14 protein-coding genes are annotated in these 18,845 nt (G+C 35.4%); 11 read left to right on the top strand and 3 right to left on the bottom strand.

Translation table 11 applies throughout. The annotated features are described in order from the left end of the window. Positions 1-53 precede the first annotated feature (53 nt). The 5 genes from FW778_RS10090 to FW778_RS10070 are packed head-to-tail and all read left to right on the top strand — an operon-like array spanning position 54 to position 3,857. Positions 54-614 (top strand): RNA polymerase sigma factor, encoded by a 561-nt coding sequence (locus tag FW778_RS10090; protein ID WP_150414583.1) that lies wholly within the window; start codon positions 54-56, stop codon positions 612-614. Beyond that, complete coding sequence (locus FW778_RS10085) at positions 601-1,956, top strand: outer membrane beta-barrel protein (RefSeq protein ID WP_150414582.1); 1,356 nt, start codon at positions 601-603, stop codon at positions 1,954-1,956. The genes FW778_RS10090 and FW778_RS10085 overlap by 14 nt, the downstream gene beginning before the upstream one ends. Before the next feature lie 59 nt (positions 1,957-2,015). Beyond that, positions 2,016-2,228 carry a hypothetical protein gene (locus FW778_RS10080; RefSeq protein ID WP_150414581.1) on the top strand — a complete coding sequence of 71 codons (213 nt, stop codon included), beginning with the start codon at positions 2,016-2,018 and terminating at the stop codon, positions 2,226-2,228. Positions 2,229-2,247: 19 nt separating this feature from the next. Beyond that, on the top strand, positions 2,248-3,285 hold the full coding sequence (locus FW778_RS10075; protein ID WP_235906190.1) for an LVIVD repeat-containing protein: 1,038 nt from the start codon (positions 2,248-2,250) through the stop codon (positions 3,283-3,285). An 11-nt stretch (positions 3,286-3,296) separates the two neighbouring features. Further along, positions 3,297-3,857, top strand: a complete 561-nt coding sequence (locus FW778_RS10070; RefSeq protein ID WP_150414579.1) for a hypothetical protein — start codon at positions 3,297-3,299, stop codon at positions 3,855-3,857. Positions 3,858-3,870: 13 nt separating this feature from the next. Here the strand turns inward: FW778_RS10070 and queG are convergent, their stop codons facing one another. Continuing rightward, entirely contained in the window at positions 3,871-4,803 is a 933-nt protein-coding gene (gene queG, locus FW778_RS10065) for a tRNA epoxyqueuosine(34) reductase QueG (RefSeq protein WP_150414578.1), read from the bottom strand. 262 nt (positions 4,804-5,065) lie between these two features. Here queG and clpB point away from each other — a divergent pair, with 262 nt between their 5' ends. Further along, positions 5,066-7,687, top strand: a complete 2,622-nt coding sequence (gene clpB, locus FW778_RS10060) for an ATP-dependent chaperone ClpB (RefSeq protein WP_150414577.1) — start codon at positions 5,066-5,068, stop codon at positions 7,685-7,687. A 140-nt stretch (positions 7,688-7,827) separates the two neighbouring features. Here clpB and FW778_RS10055 read toward each other — a convergent pair whose 3' ends face one another. Then, a complete protein-coding gene (locus FW778_RS10055) occupies positions 7,828-10,020 on the bottom strand; it encodes a glutamine synthetase III family protein (RefSeq protein WP_150414576.1) in 2,193 nt (730 codons plus the stop codon). A gap of 1,467 nt (positions 10,021-11,487) precedes the next feature. Here FW778_RS10055 and purL point away from each other — a divergent pair. The 4 genes from purL to FW778_RS10035 all read left to right on the top strand — a co-directional run bounded on the left by purL (position 11,488) and on the right by FW778_RS10035 (position 17,519). Continuing rightward, positions 11,488-13,701 carry a phosphoribosylformylglycinamidine synthase subunit PurL gene (gene purL, locus FW778_RS10050; protein WP_150414575.1) on the top strand — a complete coding sequence of 738 codons (2,214 nt, stop codon included), beginning with the start codon at positions 11,488-11,490 and terminating at the stop codon, positions 13,699-13,701. Further along, positions 13,701-14,771 carry an ADP-glyceromanno-heptose 6-epimerase gene (gene rfaD, locus FW778_RS10045; RefSeq protein ID WP_150414574.1) on the top strand — a complete coding sequence of 357 codons (1,071 nt, stop codon included), beginning with the start codon at positions 13,701-13,703 and terminating at the stop codon, positions 14,769-14,771. The genes purL and rfaD overlap by 1 nt, the downstream gene beginning before the upstream one ends. A gap of 223 nt (positions 14,772-14,994) precedes the next feature. Beyond that, positions 14,995-16,647: a CTP synthase gene (locus tag FW778_RS10040; protein WP_150414573.1), complete on the top strand. Its 1,653-nt coding sequence runs from the start codon at positions 14,995-14,997 to the stop codon at positions 16,645-16,647. Positions 16,648-16,853: 206 nt separating this feature from the next. Next, entirely contained in the window at positions 16,854-17,519 is a 666-nt protein-coding gene (locus FW778_RS10035; RefSeq protein WP_150414572.1) for a LolA family protein, read from the top strand. Between the two features lie 51 nt (positions 17,520-17,570). On the opposite strand, the gene FW778_RS10030 is transcribed toward FW778_RS10035, so the two are convergent. Continuing rightward, entirely contained in the window at positions 17,571-18,131 is a 561-nt protein-coding gene (locus tag FW778_RS10030) for a UbiX family flavin prenyltransferase (protein WP_150414571.1), read from the bottom strand. An 87-nt stretch (positions 18,132-18,218) separates the two neighbouring features. Between FW778_RS10030 and FW778_RS10025 the strand changes: the two genes are divergently transcribed. After that, complete coding sequence (locus FW778_RS10025) at positions 18,219-18,776, top strand: thioredoxin family protein (protein ID WP_150414570.1); 558 nt, start codon at positions 18,219-18,221, stop codon at positions 18,774-18,776. The last annotated feature ends 69 nt before the right edge of the window (positions 18,777-18,845 follow it).

The following is an 18,845-nucleotide window of genomic DNA, read 5'->3' as shown; positions in this document are numbered from 1 at the left end:
TACTGTATGCAACGATATTCAAATACGGGTTGTCAACAAACTGTAATATAGATATGGATTATAGAAAGCTGGTAACAGATTGTATTAAAGGCATTCCGGATGCACAGAGGCAATTGTATGAGCATTTTGCACCCGCGATGCTGGGCGTTTGTTTTCGTTATACAAAAAGTATTGCTGATGCTGAAGACGTTTTGCAGGATGGTTTTGTAAAAGTGTTTAAGCATTTATCCAGCTATAAATTTGAAGGTGAATTAGGAGGATGGATCAGGAAAATTATGGTAAATACGGCTTTAAATTTTTTAAAGACGAATAAGAAATATCAATATGATCTTTCGTTTAGCGAAATGCCTTTGCATCCTGTATCTGTAAACGATCCGGTAATACAGCTTCAAACCAAAGAGTTATCAGAATTGATACGTCAATTGCCGACGGGCTTTCAAACAATTTTTAATCTTCATGCAGTAGAAGGGTATACTCATGTTGAAATTGCGTCTATGCTTGGTATTAGTGACGGAACATCAAGATCGCAATATGCACGTGCCCGGGCTTTACTTATCGGATGGATTGAAAAATTTTCATTAAAAGAACAACAAGAGCGATATGGAAGAAAATAAATTTGAAAAACAGGTTCAACAAAAAATGGATGAATTAAAAATTCAGCCGTCCGAATCTGTTTGGAAAAAAATTGAAGTACGAATTGAAAAAAAGAAAGATCGTAAATGGGGGTTGATCATTTTATTTTTATTTACAGGCCTTGTTTTATCCGGAGGTTATTGGCTTTGGAATACAATGCAGCAAAGGCTTTCGGGGAATCATACGTCTATTACATCTGCTTCTTTAAAAAATACTACTCAAGCCTCAGGAAAGGAAAATGAAAAAGCTCAACCAGAAAATAATTCTGTACCCGGACCTGTTAATCAAAAAGAAAATCAGACAGCAGACCTTGCCGGAAAAAATGATAACGATAAAAATAATACACACTATTATAAAGTTTTAAAGAATTCGAAAGCAAATGCAAAAAGAAATTCAAAAGAAAAAACTGCTATCGCATTCTTTAAACAGAAGAAGGTGGCAACGAAGATTAAAGAGAAAATTGAATCTGGAATAATATCCGGACAATCTTCTGATGTACAAGTTGAAAACAAGATGAAAAACGAGTTCAAAGATTCTGTTCATGAAAAAATCAACGGTGTTACTTCGTCAAAGCCAGTTGCTGTGAACGCTGCAACAAAGGATAGCGATACATTAAAGAACAAAAAAGCTAACACTGCAACTGTAAAGCAATCAAAGAAAAATAAATGGAAGTTTGGGATATTATTTTCAGGCGGGATATCAGGAGTAGGAAAGGATTTTTTAGCGCTTAATAATCCACCCGTTTATTCCAGCCCCGGTTCATTAAATTCAGGAGGATCTCAATCCGCATTTTCATCGTCAATAACAAAATCCGGCTTTGGTTTTATTGCTGGCGTATTTGCCGAAAAAAATATCTCGAAAAAAGCAAAATTGGTTTCAGGAATAAATTTTAAATCCTTCAATATTTCTAATAAACTATATGATTCAAGCGGTAGATATAGTGCAAGATTGACAACAAATAAATTCATTGATCATCTTAGTTTTGTTGAGGTTCCGTTCTCAATAAAAATACAGATTGGGAAAGAGAAAAATATACCGTTGTTCTTGCAAGGAGGGTTGGTACTTTCGGAATTAATATACAGCAATGCATTACAATTTAGTCCAACTACGGGTTATTATTACAAGGATAATTCATTATTAAATAAAACCCAGGTAGGGCTTAATACAGCAATACTTATGTCTTTGTATTCAAGACAGAAAACTTCAATTTTAATTGGCCCGTATTTTTATTATGATGCATCTAAAATTGCCAATGAGGGATTGTACAATAAAAAACGTTTCGTATTTACCGGGTTGCATACAGAAATAAATTTCAGTAAATAATATTATTAAATGCAACGCTTTGTAAAAGGCTGTTGTCAACAATTCAAAAAATCATCATCATGAGAAAATATTTATTTATTATTAGCAGGTTAGTTATTTTTTTGCTGGCGATAATTTTTTTTAGCGGTTGTGTGAAAGATACCTGCAAACACGCTTTTTCCTATACACTCTATTTGCCGGTTTATAAAACAACTGCCGAGGTGAGAGCGAATATTAAAAGTAATCCTGATAAAGAAATACAGGAACCAGGAAAAATTGTTTTTGCTTGGTAACTATATTTTTTTAAACGAAGTGGATAAAGGAATACACATAATTGATAACAGTAATCCTTCTTCTCCTAAAAATATTGCTTTTATTGATATTCCCGGAAATGAAGACATAGCTGTAAAGGGTAATACACTTTATGCAGATTTGTATACCGACCTTGTCACTCTGGATATAACGGACCCCTTACACGTCGTTGTAAAAAAATATAACGAAGGAGTTTTTCCGTATAGAGTTTATAGCAATGGCTTTTACGCAGATTCCACTAAAATAATTGTTGATTGGACAAAAAGAGATACAACTGTTACACAGGATTGTGCTTCTTACGGCATACTATATTATACACCCGGAATCGCACTGGCCAATGATGCATCTCAAGCTTTTAAGAGTAGCCCGTCTCCTGCGATCGGCCAGGGTGGCTCAATGGCCAGATTTGCATTGGTAGGTAATTACCTATACACCGTAGGCGACCAGGATTTAAGTGTTTTCAATATTACTAATGGTAACAATCCTCTATTTTCAAATCAAATGCAGGTTGACTGGCATGTGGAAACCATTTATCCTTTTAAAAATAATTTATTCGTTGGCTCTAATAATGGAATGTTTATTTATGATATCAATTCTTCACCTTCAAACCCGGTAAAAGTCGGAGAATTTACCCATTCACGTTCCTGCGATCCTGTAATTACAGATGATAACTACGCTTATGTTACCTTACATTCGGGAACTACATGCCTTGGTTATAATAATGAACTTGATGTTGTAAAATTGAATAATCTTACCAATGCTGAATTGGTAAAAACCTACAATTTAACCAGCCCGCTTGGTTTGTCAAAAGATGGAAATCTTTTATTTATATGTGATGGAACAGATGGACTCAAAATTTACGATGTTTCCAACATACTAAACTTGCAATTACTGAAACAATTTCCCGGGCTGGAAACTTATGATGTTATAGCATGGAACAAAATAGCGCTGGTGGTGGCAAAGGATGGCTTATACCAGTATGATTATTCCAATGTAAATAATATTCACCTGGTAAGTAAACTAAATATTGTAAACTAACTGACAGGCTTATGCGAAATAAATCACTTATATTTTTACTGCCGGTATTATTGATGAGTTTTTATGTGAAAGCTCAAAATAAAAAAGCAAAATTTCATTCAATAAACTCAATCGGGTTTGTAATTGGTGAAAGCGGTACAGATATGATGGTACAGTCAGTAAATGGATTTGCGTATAAAAATGTTTATTCCGGAATTGGCTTTGCCAAAGATGATTATAATTATAATTCGTACCCTTTATTTTTTGACCAGAGAATATATTTTGGCAAAAGGAATAATGCTTTTGTATATGGTGATTTGGGGTATAATATTAGTGGAAAAAATAAACCTGGTAAAGAAATATATTATAACTCTTATCATTTTAGTGGAGGAGTATATACAGATTTTGGAATAGGATATAAGATTAAGTTGAGAAAATCATATTTAACTCTTAGCCCTGGATTTTCTTATAAAGAAATAAATAATAAAGTGGGCGTAGTTAATCCTTGCCTGGTTGGCCCGTGCCCTGTTGATTACAGTAGTTATAAATATGGAAATGGAAGAGTTGTGCTAAAAGCCGGCGTAGATTTTTGATGAAGTTTGTTATCTATTCAGATGAAATAAATTTTAAATTTCTTTTTATCCCCGAATACTTCGGCCGTTTTAAAGGTGAGTCTTTAAAAATAATTTTGAAAGATTCTTCTGTAAGTTCTTCCCAATCATTTTTAGTAAAATTTAATATCTCACGCAAAGGAGTAAACGCAGTTTCTGTTATTGGCTTTGAAAAACGGTTCCACGGACAAACATCCTGGCAAACATCACAGCCAAATAATTTGTTTTCAAATTTTCCTTTCATCTTTCCGGGGATAATTAAATCTTTCAATTCTATGGTGAAGTAAGAAATGCATTTGCTTCCATCTATTACTTTATCAGGTAATATTGCATCAGTAGGGCAACTGTCAATACATTTTGTACAAGAGCCGCAATAATCTTTTATAAATGGATTATCTGTTTCTAAATCCAGGTCAGTAATCAATGTTGCTATAAAGAAAAATGAGCCGTCATTTTTTGTTATGAGGTTCCCGTTTTTACCAATCCATCCAAGCCCGCTTTTTTGCGCCCAGCTTCTTTCGAGTACGGGTGCGCTATCTGTAAATCCTCTGCCATGTACATCTCCAATATTATCTTTTATCAAATGCAAAAATGTTTTTAGTTTTTCTTTAATCACTTCATGGTAATCTTTTCCATAAGCATATTTTGAAACCTGTGGCGCTTCGGCATTTTGTTGTTGAGCGGGATAATAATTCAGCAATAAAGTGATAACAGATTTTGCTCCCGGAACTAATTTGGAAGGATCAATTCTAAGATCAAAATAATTGTTCATGTAATTCATACTTCCCTGGAACCCTTTATTTAACCAGCTTTCAAGGCGGCGGGCATCGTCATCCAATTGTTGAGCTTTGGCAATTCCGCAATAGTCGAAGCCCAGGGATTTTGCAGTAGATTTTATAAATTCAGTATGTTGTTCTTTTATCAGCATGAAATGAATTGGCAAAAATACTTTTCTTTTCTGCTGATTAAAACTTGTAAATGATTTTTCAATTATTTATTTCTTTAGCTAATCATTCATCGGCATTTTTAAATTTTGCTTACCCGCATGAAACCTGTAAAAATAACAGGAAAGGGTCTGTAAGACTGCATTTGCGGCAGACCGCCGAGGACTTATAGGACAGAATATCTTGCATTTTTGTTGGATTAATATTTGTGGGCCTTAGTTTAAACTTGAATAAAAGAATTACTATATGAATCTTAATAATTTAACGATAAAGTCCCAGGAGATTTTCCAGAAAGCTCAGCAATTAGCTTTCAATGAAAAAAATCCAAATATTGAAACGGAGCATTTGCTGAAAGCATTGCTTGCAGATGAAGATAGCCCGGTAGAGTATCTACTTAAAAAAAATAATATCAATGTAAATTTTGTGGAAGGTAAAGTTGATGAGAGTTTACAGAAACTCCCAAAAATGGGAGAGGGTGAACCGGCGCAAGTTATAAGCCGTGACTTAAACAATGTTTTGTTAAGGGCTACAGCGACATTAAAAACTTTCAAAGATGAATTTATCAGTGTTGAGCATTTGTTGCTTGCAATTGTCCAGGGGAATGATAATGCGGCAAAAATTTTGAAAGATGCAGGTCTTACCGAAAAGAGTTTAATAGCAGCCATTAAAGAATTAAAAAAAGGTTCTACTGTATCTTCCCAAACTTCGGAAACCCAGTTTAATGCTTTAAATAAATATGCGAAAAATCTCAATGAATTGGCGAGAAGCAATAAACTCGACCCTGTTATTGGCCGTGATGAAGAAATAAGAAGAACATTGCATATTTTATCAAGAAGAACCAAAAATAATCCCATACTGGTTGGTGAGCCTGGTGTTGGTAAAACGGCTATAGCAGAAGGTTTGGCTCATCGTATTGTTAATGGGGATGTTCCTGAAAATTTAAGATCTAAAATAATTTTTGCCCTGGATATGGGGCTTTTAATTGCAGGAGCAAAGTATAAAGGAGAATTTGAAGAAAGATTAAAATCAGTAATTAAAGAAGTAGGAGATAGCAATGGAGAGATTGTTTTATTTATTGATGAGATACATACTTTGGTGGGCGCCGGAGCCAGCGAAGGAGCTATGGATGCGGCTAATATTTTAAAACCGGCTTTAGCTCGTGGTGAGCTTCGTGCTATTGGAGCAACCACTTTAAATGAGTATCAGAAATTCTTTGAAAAAGATAAAGCGCTTGAAAGAAGGTTTCAAAAAGTAATGGTAGATGAACCCAATGTGGAAGATGCTATTTCAATTTTGAGAGGTATAAAAGATAAGTATGAAACACATCATCATGTGCGTATTAAAGATGAAGCCATTATTGCTGCCGTTGAATTATCTCATCGTTATATTACTGACAGGTTTTTACCTGATAAAGCGATTGATCTTATTGATGAAAGTGCTGCCAAATTAAGGCTTGAAATGAATTCAATGCCTGAAGAACTGGATAAACTTGAAAGAGCAATAAGGCAGCTTGAAATAGAAAGAGAGGCTATTAAAAGGGAAAAAGATGCCGCTAAATTAAAAGAACTTAATACAGAGATTTCCAACTTATCTGTTCAGCGGGATACATTTAAAGCCAAATGGCAACAGGAAAAAGAGATTGTTGAAAAAGTGCAAAATGCCAAAGCTGAAATTGAAAATCTAAAAATGGCTGCTGAAAAAGCAGAACGTGAAGGGGATTATGGTAAGGTCGCAGAAATAAGATATGGGAAGTTACAGGACCAGGAAAAAATCATAAATGATTTTACTGTTCAGCTTAATGAAATAAGTGAAAAAAGATTATTGAAAGAAGAAGTGGATGCTGAAGATATTGCAGAAAGTGTAGCAAAGGCAACCGGAATTCCCGTTAGCAAAATGATGCAAAGTGAAAAGGATAAATTATTAAATCTTGAGGATGAGTTGCACAAGCGTGTGATAGGGCAAGATGAGGCTATTGAAGCTGTTGCAGATGCTATACGCAGAAGCAGCGCAGGTTTACACGATCCTAAAAAGCCATTAGGTTCTTTTATTTTTCTTGGAACAACCGGCGTAGGTAAAACTGAATTGGCAAAAGCGCTTGCAGAATATTTGTTTAATGACGACAGCATGATGACAAGGATAGACATGAGTGAGTACCAGGAAAAACATTCAGTGAGCAGGTTGGTGGGTGCTCCTCCGGGATATGTTGGTTATGATGAAGGTGGCCAGCTAACTGAAGCGGTTAGACGCAAACCATACAGCGTAATATTGCTGGATGAAATTGAAAAAGCGCATCCCGATGTATTTAATATTTTATTGCAGGTTTTGGACGATGGGCGACTTACTGATAATAAAGGAAGAGTAGTGAATTTTAAAAATACCATCATCATAATGACAAGCAATATGGGCAGCCATATTATACAGGCAAACTTTGATAATGTTACTGAAGAAAATAAAGTTAAAGTGGTGGATGAAACCAGGCGAGAAGTTTTGGAATTATTAAGACAAACCATTCGTCCTGAGTTTTTAAATCGTATTGACGAAATAATTATGTTCCAGCCTTTAATGAAGGGTGAAATAAAAGATATCATCAGAATACAACTTCAGGACCTTAAAGAACAATTACAAAAAAATGGAGTAGTCTTGGAGTTTAGCGAGTACGCGCTGGATTATCTTGCTGAAAATGGATTTGATCCGCAGTTTGGTGCAAGACCTTTAAAAAGATTGATTCAAAAACAAATTGTGAATCAATTAAGCAAAAAATTATTGAGCGGAACTATTGATAAATCTCATCCTGTATTGGTAGATGTATTTGATGGAGTAGTGGTTTTTAGAAATGATGTTAATATGCATGAAAAAACTGTAGCATAAGTTTGATCATAAAATAATAAACCCGGCCATGGCCGGGTTTATTATTTTATGATCTTTAAGATTTTTTTTATTATGACCTAACAAGTCAGATAATATAAAACCCTGTTCGAAACAGGGTTTTATATAAATTTAGAGTCGAATTATCTTAAAAAAAGCATCTCACGGTATTTTGGTAATTCCCAGAACTCATCGTCCACAAGAAGTTCCAGTTTATCTACGTGGTATCTTATTTTATCAAAATGAACTTTTATATTATCGCAATAAGCAATGGCTTTTTCACGGCTGTCCTCAACTTTGTTAGCCGCTTTCCTGGCCTCAATCATTGATTCTACGCTGGTGCTGATATTAGCAATATGTTCTGAAATTTTAGTCGCGATATGCTTTTGATTGGCATAACCACTTTCTTCTATGCCGATATCCTTGAGCCCTTGTATATTTTGAATTAAAATGTTCTGATATTTTATAGCCGCCGGAAGTATGTAGGTTGTAGCAAGATCTCCAATCACCCTTGCCTCGATTTGCACTTTTTTCACATAATTTTCAAGCATTATCTCATGCCTTGCTTCAAGTTCGCTGTGGGTATAAATATTATGGTGTGCAAATAATTTTTTTGCTTTATCAGTTACAAAAGCGTCTAGTGCGAGAGGAGTTGTTTTTACATTCGGTAAGCCTCTTCTTTTAGCTTCTTTTTCCCATTCTTCGCTGTATCCATCTCCTTCAAATAAAACAGATTTGCTATCAACAATATATTTTTGGATTATTTGCATTATTGCCACTTCTTTCTTTTCTCCCGTATCAATTAATGCATCCACATCTACTTTAAATTGAGCAAGTGTTTCTCCCATGATTGTATTTAAAACCGTCATAGCAGAAGCACAGTTTGCAGCAGAACCAACGGCCCTGAATTCAAATTTATTTCCGGTAAACGCAAAAGGTGAAGTCCGGTTTCTATCGGTATTATCAAGCATCAATTCAGGGATGCTTTTATGAATATCCAATTTCAAAATTGCTTCGTCCTGCTCATCGAATTTATCGCCAACTCTTTTTTCAATTTGATTTAATACATCGGTTAAATATTTGCCAATGAAAATTGAAATGATAGCAGGAGGAGCTTCATTAGCACCTAACCTATGATCATTACCTGCAGATGCAATAGAGGCTCTTAAAAGATCTGCATGATCGTGAACCGCTTTAATGGTATTTACAAAAAACGTAAGGAACATTAAATTGGTCTTTGGCGTTTTGCCAGGGGACAAAAGGTTAACTCCGGTATTGGTCGCCATGCTCCAGTTGTTATGCTTACCGCTTCCATTAATTCCTGCAAACGGTTTTTCATGCAGTAATACCATCAGGTTGTGATTTTTTGCAACACGTGTCATCACATCCATTAAAAGGGTATTGTGGTCAACAGCGAGATTTACCTCTTCAAAAATAGGAGCACATTCAAATTGCGATGGTGCTACCTCGTTATGCCTTGTGCGAAGTGGAATACCTAATCTATATGCTTCAGTTTCATAATCTCTCATGAAAGCGTAAATTCTTTCGGGAATAGAGCCAAAATAATGATCTTCCAATTGCTGACCCTTAGCAGGCGCATGTCCAAATACGGTTCTGCCTGTCATAACGATATCCGGACGTGCATTGGCAATTCCTGCATCTATAACAAAATATTCCTGCTCCCAACCCAGTGTGGGTGTTACGGAAGTAATGTTCTTATCAAAGTACTGGCATACATCTATTGCAGCTTTATCCAGGGCAACTAAAGCCTTCAGCAAAGGAGTTTTGGCATCCAGTGATTCACCAGTGTAAGACACGAATATTGTTGGAATACATAAAGTTCTTCCTTCGCCAATTTCCATTATAAATGGAGGAGAAGAAGGATCCCATGCAGTATATCCACGAGCTTCGAAAGTTGCTCTTAAGCCACCGCTTGGGAAAGAGGAAGCATCTGGCTCCTGCTGAATAAGTGCAGCACCATCAAATTCTTCAAGTGCAGAGCCATCACTTTTAAGCGTAAAAAAAGAATCGTGCTTTTCGGCGGTTGCCCCGGTAAGCGGTTGAAACCAGTGTGTATAGTGGGTTACTTTCCTGGTTTCTGCCCAGGCTTTTAAACCTGAAGCAATTTGGTCACCCATTCTGCGGTCAATTTTACTTTGGCTTTTTATTGAAGACACCAAACTTTTATAAGCATCATCACTCAAAAATTCCCTTGCTTTTTTTAGGGAAAAAACATTTTCTCCGAAAATTGCAGTAATTTTTTTAGACGGTGGAGCAAGTTGATTTTTAGAATCAGAAATTAAATTGTAAAGAGCATTTAGTCTTAAAGATTGCATTTTTTTCAATTTTAGAAAGCAAAAAAAAGTGTTCTAAGTTAGAAAAACAAAGATTTTTTTATAAATGTGGTTAAAATTTCGCTAACTGTGGATAAAAATAAACATACAATTATATTTTAATATGAAATGTCCGTTTAAATTTCCGCCAATCGGTATAGCAAATTATCGGAATTACTAGGAATGGTAAATATATACTTCTATACCTTACAATGGCACCGATTATTGGAATGGTGTAACCAATAACCAGGAACATTGTGACAGTTAGAAAAACCGAAAAGTAAATCAAGGGGTAAATTGTTGCATTTTTTATCCTGAAAAAGACGAACAGTAGTAGCAATATCTCATAGAAAAATATTTCAACTGATGATGGAATGTATAAAAAATTACTATGTTCCGAAAGATAAGGGCGCATAAAACTATGATTGAGCGCCTGTGGTATATTAATTAGAAAGCTTCTTAAATTAGGATAAAGTGGATTTATATTTATAGCGGAAGCACCATTTTTAGCGATCTCTATAAAATTGGTTTGGCGACTTGAAACATGAGCCGGAAGATTATATGCCGGCGGCAAATACACGGTAGAGAAAAATAATATTCCTATTAGTAAATAAATTCCTACGAATATGAAAAATGTATGTTTTGGCCTTTTTTCTGATATGATCCAAGCCAAAATAGGGGGGACTAATATTATAAATACAAAATTTCTTATAAGAAAAATGAGTAATAAGAAAAATAAGGTGGTTAAAATTTTCTTAGCTGGATAGCTATTATTTTTCATCATAAAAAATAAATGATAGATAACCATTGACAAGGATAAGTACATCAGGCCATCACGGTGAATGCTGCTACTGAAGAAAATAACAGACGGCAATAAAAAAATGCAGCCAATTAAAACAAATCTATAGGTCGGAAATATTTTGATAAATACTTTGTAAAGCCCGACGGTTCCAAAAAATACTAAAAAGTTATAAAAAAGAGAATTGATGAAAAAATTTAATCTCGTGAAAATATCAAATAGAGATAACATTTTTATGATGAGGTTACTTCTCGTATCGTTCCAAAAAGAATTAGAGCTTTCTAATAAGTTTCCGTAGCTATTATGCCCTGTTTGAAAAATATTGGTCGCATATTCATATGGATTTTGGAATAACAGGTGGTACTCCTGGATGCCATCTATATGAAAAGCGACACTGTCCGAGACAGGCAAATAATAAAGATTTATATATGCATTTATCAACCCAACAATAATCCTAATTAAAAATAATGCGATAAGAATTCGGTTTCCAAGTTGGGATTTTTTTAAAAATTGGATGCGGGTAATAAGCCAGCTGAAAAGAATAAGATAAAATGTAAAAAGTAGATAAGACAACCGGCAAAAATTTTAATTGTGGGAAGTTAGTTAAAATATTTACACCAGATTTCTTATATAAAGTTCAGGAGATTGTAAGTTTGCGCTTCTAAACATTTATGGAAATAACATTTGAAATTGCCGAAAAACTAGGTCTTAAAAAAGACGAGTTTGAAAAAATTGTTCAAATACTTGGACGCACACCTAATTTTACTGAGTTGAGCGCTTACTCTGTAATGTGGAGCGAGCACTGCAGTTATAAAAATTCAATAAAATGGCTAAAGACCCTTCCGCGGGAGGGCTCTAAATTATTGGTGAAAGCTGGTGATGAAAATGCCGGCCTAATGGATATTGGTGATGGATGGGGAGTTGTATTTAAGATTGAGAGCCACAATCATCCATCTGCTATTGAACCTTTCCAGGGCGCAGCAACCGGAGTAGGAGGCATACATAGAGATATTTTTACAATGGGTGCCCGCCCCATCGCTGCATTAAATTCATTACGGTTTGGAAATCTTGAAAGTGAAAAAACGCGACACCTTGTAAGCGGGATTGTTCACGGCATTGGCCATTATGGTAATTGCTTTGGCGTTCCTACTGTAGGAGGTGAAATTTATTTTGAAGATTGTTATCATACTAATCCTTTAGTAAATGCTATGAGTGCGGGCGTTGTGCGCTTAGGGCATACCGTTAGTGCCACAGCAACCGGAGAAGGAAATCCCGTGTTTATTGCCGGAAGTGCCACAGGTAAAGACGGAATGGGCGGAGCAGCATTTGCCTCAGCTGATATAACAGAAAATAGCATGGAAGATCTGCCCGCAGTGCAGGTGGGAGATCCTTTCCAGGAAAAAAAATTATTGGAGGCCTGCCTTGAAGTAATTGCTACGGGAGCTCTTATTGGAATGCAGGATATGGGTGCAGCTGGTATCATTTGCTCCACTGCGGAAACAAGCGCCAAAGGCGGTGTAGGAATGAATATTCATCTTGAAAAAGTTCCTACCCGTCAAAAAAACATGAAAGCATGGGAACTATTATTAAGCGAAAGCCAGGAGAGAATGCTCTTGACAGTTGCAAAAGGACGGGAAAAAGAAGTAATTGAGATATTTGAGAAATGGGACTTGCCTTGCTCGCAAATTGGTGAAGTTATTCCCGGTGAAATATTACGTTTTTATATGAATGATACACTGGAAGCAGAAATACCCGCGGAAAGTATGGTGCTGGGCGGCGGAGCTCCTGTTTATGAAAGAGAGTTTAAAGCCCCTGCTTATTTTGAAAAAATTAATGCATTTAAGATAGATGATATCCCGGTTCCGCAGGATATAAAATCAATTGCAGAAAAAATAATTGCGCTTCCCAATATTGCTTCAAAAAAATGGATTTATAATCAATACGACAGTATGGTGGGTACCGCCAATTTAAATACTAACGCCCCATCGGATGCATCTGTAGTAGCTATAAAAGAAACATCAAAAGCTTTGGCTCTTACAACTGATTGTAACAGCCGGTATGTATTTGCAAATCCTTATGTTGGTTGTATGATTGCCGTAAGCGAAGCAGCAAGAAATATTGTTTGTAGTGGCGGTTTGCCATTAGGAATTACAAATTGTCTTAATTATGGTAATCCTTATGACCCTGAAGTATATTACCAGTTTGTTGAAAGTATAAAAGGAATGACTGAAGCATGTAATAAGTTTAATACTCCTGTTACAGGGGGTAATGTTAGCTTCTATAACCAATCGCCTTCGGGGCCGGTTTATCCAACTCCTACAATTGGTATGGTTGGCCTTTTGGAAGATGCGGATAATAAAATGACGCTGGATTTTAAAAATGAGGGTGATATAATTTACTTATTGGGAAAGAGCGAAAATGATATTAATTGCTCTGAATACTTACACAAAATATGTGGTGTTGAATTTTCACCGGCCCCTTATTTTAATCTGGAAGAAGAATTTCGTTTGCACGAGGTCGTTAGCATGTTAATCGCTAAAAAAATGATTGCATCCGCTCATGATATAAGCGAAGGAGGCCTTTTTGTAACACTTACTGAAAGCGGCTTTAACAGGTCATTAGGTTTCGAAGCCACCCAAAAAAATTCTTCCATTCGCAACGATGCATTTTGGTTTGGAGAAGCACAGGGCAGGGTTGTAGTTACCGTTAACCCTGGTATTATTGAAGAATTTGAAGCATCTTTAAATATTCCATTTGAAAAATTAGGAAAAGTAACCGCAGGAGAAATAATTATTAATAAAGATAGTTGGGGAAACATAACCGAATGGCGCGAAAAGTATGATAATGCTATTGGAAATTATTTTAAAAGCTATCTGCCTGAATAATGGATAAAGACTCAAATATTGTAATAACGGGCGCAGCCGGATTTATTGGAAGCTGCCTTGTGTCATTTCTAAATACTGAAGGCTATAACAAACTTATTTTGGTAGATGATTTTTCTCAAACAGATAAAGACGTTAATCTTAAAGGGAAAAAGTTTTTGAAAAAAATCGAAAGAGAGTTATTTTTTGAATGGCTTCAAAAAGAACAACCGAAAATAGAATTTGTATATCACATTGGGGCGCGGACTGATACTACAGAATTCGATTATTCAATTCATGAACACTTAAATGTAGCATACTCCCAAAAAATGTGGAGGTATTGCTGTGAAAATAATATTCCACTTGTATATGCATCTTCTGCTGCAACCTATGGCGCAGGCGAATTGGGTTATAATGACGATGAATCAATTATTGAAAAATTAAAGCCTTTAAATCCTTACGGCATTTCTAAAAATGAGTTTGATAAATGGGCCCTTCGACCGGCTCAGGATGACAAACTTCGACGGGCTCAGGATGACAAACTTCGACAGGTTCAGGATGATAGCTTACCTGAATCAAAATCGCCGCCAGCATGGGCAGGGCTGAAATTTTTTAATGTATATGGGCCAAACGAATATCATAAAGCCAGAATGGCAAGTGTGATTTTTCATTCGTATAATCAAATTATTAAAAATGGTTTTGTAAAACTATTTAAATCACATAAGCCAGAATTCAATGATGGGGAACAACTCCGGGATTTTATTTATGTGAAGGATGTTCTTAAAATTTGTTTCTGGTTTTTAAAATGCTGGCAAAAAGATCATAAATTATTTATTTCCGGAATTTACAACGTGGGTACAGGGAAAGCTCGCAGCTTTAATGACCTGGTGAAAGCCACTTTTTCCGCGATGGATTTAAAACCTGACATCCGCTACATCGACATGCCGGAAGACATTCGAAATACTTACCAATATTACACCCAGGCCGAAATGCAAAAGATTAAAGCAGCCGGATATACTGAAAAAATGTTTTCATTAGAAGAAGGGGTAGATGATTATATAAGAAATTATCTTTCAAAAAACCAATATTATTAACATATCTTTTTAGAGATATTCAAAAATATATAGGGAAATAATATCTTTTCCACAAAACATATAACCTATACAATACCACCCAAAAATTTTCTGTAAGTTTGCATGACCTCACGGATTTTATATTTCACTTTCTTCCGCTGGTCAGTTTTTAAGTCGTTCAAACAGCATATATTTTTCCAGTTGTTTTGAATGGCATTTTATTTTTAAAACAAATGTCGCTAAAATGGCCAAGTATATTTTCGTAACCGGCGGTGTTACCTCATCTTTAGGTAAGGGTATAATTGCAGCGTCTCTTGCTAAACTTTTGCAGGCAAGAGGTCTAAAGGTTACCATTCAAAAATTCGATCCATATATTAATGTTGATCCTGGTACGCTCAATCCTTACGAACATGGGGAGTGCTTTGTGACAGAGGATGGCGCTGAGACTGATCTTGACCTAGGCCATTATGAAAGATTTCTTAATATTTATACATCCCAGGCAAATAACGTTACAACGGGCCGCATTTATCAAACAGTAATTAATAAAGAAAGAGAGGGCGATTATCTTGGTAAAACCGTGCAGGTGGTACCGCATATAACGGACGAGATTAAACGCAGAATGCTTTTGCTTGGAGAGAAAAAAGAATTTGATATTATTATAACAGAAATCGGGGGTACAGTTGGCGATATAGAAAGCCTTCCGTTTATTGAAGCTGTTCGCCAATTGCAGTGGGAAATGCCTGAAGAAGATTGTATAATTGTACATCTGACCTTGATCCCTTACCTGAAAGCCGCTAAAGAGCTAAAAACCAAACCAACACAGCATAGTGTAAAATTAATGAGCGAGAATGGCGTACATCCGGATATATTAGTTTGCAGAACAGAAAGACCCCTTAGCGATGAAATAAAAAGAAAAATTGCTCTTTTTTGTAATGTAAAACAGAATGCGGTTATTGAAGCTGCTGATGCAGCAACAATTTATGAAGTACCTATTTACATGTTACGTGAAAAGCTTGATCTGATCGTTTTAAAAAAACTAAATATTACTAATTATAATGAGCCGGAGCTTACAAAGTGGAAAGAATTTCTTGATAAACTCAGGCATCCTCTTAATAAAGTAACTATTGGCCTAATTGGAAAATATATTGAGTTACAGGATGCTTATAAATCAATATTGGAATCGTTTATACATGCCGGCGCAATGAACGATTGCAAGGTGCAGATTGTAAATGTTCACAGCGAATTTATTACCGATGAAAATGTTTGTGAGAAATTAAATGGCCTCGATGGACTTCTTGTTGCGCCAGGATTTGGTTTCAGGGGGATTGAGGGAAAAATTATAGCGGTAAAATATGCCCGGGAAAACAAACTTCCTTTTTTTGGAATTTGCCTCGGTATGCAAATGGCAGCAATAGAATTTGCCAGGAATGTATTGGGTATACAAGATGCCGACTCGACCGAGATGCAACCTGATACTCCCAGCCCGGTTATTGACATGATGGAGGAGCAAAAGAAAATTACTATAAAAGGAGGAACTATGAGGTTAGGTTCTTATCCATGTAAAATAAAAGAAAACACATTGGCTCATCATATTTATGGTACAACGGATATAAATGAAAGACATCGACATCGCTGGGAATTTAATAACAGCTATCTCAATCGGTTTGAGCAAGCCGGAATGATAGCAAGCGGCATCAATCCGCAAACAGGGCTTGTAGAAATACTTGAATTGAATGAACATCCATTTTTTATTGGCGTTCAATATCACCCCGAATTGAAAAGTACTGTAGAAAATCCCCAACCTATTTTTGTAAGCTTTATAAAAGCAGCAAAGGAATTTAGTGAACGTAATAAAGTATCCGATCCAATTCAATTGCAGGGAGAGATGAGTAATTAATACGTGAAGGGATATCTTCAACTATTCAATATTTTCCCATCATATCTTTTAATTGGGTTTAGCGAATCGTGGATTGTTTCAGTATTTCCTATTTCCATTATTATTGATGCAATATTAACAATTTCATAAGTTCCGCTCTTAAACCCAAGTCGGCAAACCCGCGTCTATAATGTATATTTGCCATTCCTAAAGTCTTTCAATTCAATATGATGATTAAAAAATTACTACCTCTTATTTTCTTGTTAACAACGTTTGCTTCGTTTTCGCAGTCAAATTCTTTGGGCAAAAGTGATGCAGACGCAAAAACAATATTGGATAACGTTAGTGCTAAATTCAAAACATATAAAACGGTGGAGGCACATTTTACTCTTAAGATTGAAAATTCTTCAGGGAAGGCAATGGGTACCAAAACCGGTGTAGTAAGTATGAAAGGGTCTCAATACAGAATTAGTGTTTCAGGACAGGAAATTTACAGTGATGGAACCAACATCTGGACATATGATAAATCTGCCAATGAAGTTCAGTTAACTAAGTTTGATCCTTCCACAAATACAATTACTCCTCAAAAAATGTTTACGAATTTTTATGACAAAGATTTTTTGTATAAACTAAATGGAGAAAGTAAACAAGGAAATAAAATTGTAGACGAAATTGAATTAACGCCTGTAGATAAAACTAAGCCTTTTTTCAAGGTCCTTGTAGATGTTGATAAAAAAACTCTCGCTATTACTAATACAAAAGTATTTCAAAAAACAGGCGACCGGTATACATATACTATCACCAGTATGAAAACTAATACAAATCTACCTGACGCTTTATTTGTTTTTAATGCTAAGAATTATCCTAAGGTAGAAGTTATAGATCTTAGATAAAAGTTCTCTCGAAACTACTCTGAAGAAAGCGCCTTCTCAGAGAGGCGCTTTTTAATTTCCCCATCTATACGTTTTAATTTTAATACCCCCCAGGTCGAGGACGCGATCAATAACGGTGGAAGCAACTTCTTCAATAGTTTTAGGTTTACTATAAAACGAAGGTGTTGCGGGACATATAATTCCGCCAGCCAGCGTAATCGTTTCCATATTACGAAGATGAATAAGATTGTACGGTGTATCTCTTACGACACAAATTAGTTTTCGTCTTTCTTTCAGGATAACATCAGCCGCTCTTGATATTAAATCATCTGAAATTCCCGAGGCTATTCTACCCAGCGTTCCCATACTGCACGGAACAATTATCATAGTATCATAATCTCCCGACCCCGATGCAAACGGAGCCATAAAATCATTCTTTGAAAAATAGGCAGCATCATCAAAGGAGTTGTAATCATCATTTTCCAATTCTGTTTTCCAAACAAGTTTGGCATTATCTGTGATTATTATGCCGAGTGAAGACCATTGATCTTTGACCGACTGTAGTTTATTAAGTAATATTTTTGGATATATTGAGCCACTTGCTCCTGTTATTGCAACAACTATTTTATGCATTGATGAAAAGATTACACACTGTGAGGAATAATTTTATAATTTATTATTTAAAATTTTATAATATTTTTTTAATACAAATCCAATAAAATGCACAGAACGTACGTTTACCATTTGATGACGAAAAATGTGAAATTTATTTTAGTAGGATTTCTTTTTATTTTATGTTCTTTCAAAGTTACACTAACTACCCATGATAAATTAACGTGGATAAATATGGAACAATTAAAAGAAAAAATGAAATCTGACCCTAAACCCGCTTTAATAGATTTATATACTAATTGGTGTTATTGGTGTAAAGTGATGGATAAAAAAACATATACTAACGCCAAAGTAGTTTCCTATATCAATGAACATTTTTATCCTGTAAAAGTAGACGCTGAAACCAAAAATGTTATCGATTGGAAAAATAAGTCGTATGCTTATAATGAAAACTATAAGGTAAATGACTTCACCATGTACGTAACATCAGGCCAGCCTGGGTTTCCAACTACAGTCATATTTACTGATGAGCATAGCGATCCAATTTCAATACAAGGATTTTTGGAGCCAAAAGAAATGGAACCTATATTGAAATATTTTGGAGAGGGCGCTTACAAAACAGAAAGTTTTGAAGTATTTAAAACAACGTTTAAATCAATGTGGTGAAAACCATACAAGATATAAAGAAGCTGCATTAGCAGTTTCAAGCTCGGTTTTTCATAGGATATTGGATTA

This window comes from Ginsengibacter hankyongi, from assembly GCF_008710285.1.
Taxonomy (GTDB): Bacteria; Bacteroidota; Bacteroidia; order Chitinophagales; family Chitinophagaceae; genus Ginsengibacter; species Ginsengibacter hankyongi.
The sequence above is the reverse complement of the archived record's forward strand: the minus strand, read 5'-3'. Positions and strand labels throughout refer to the sequence as shown.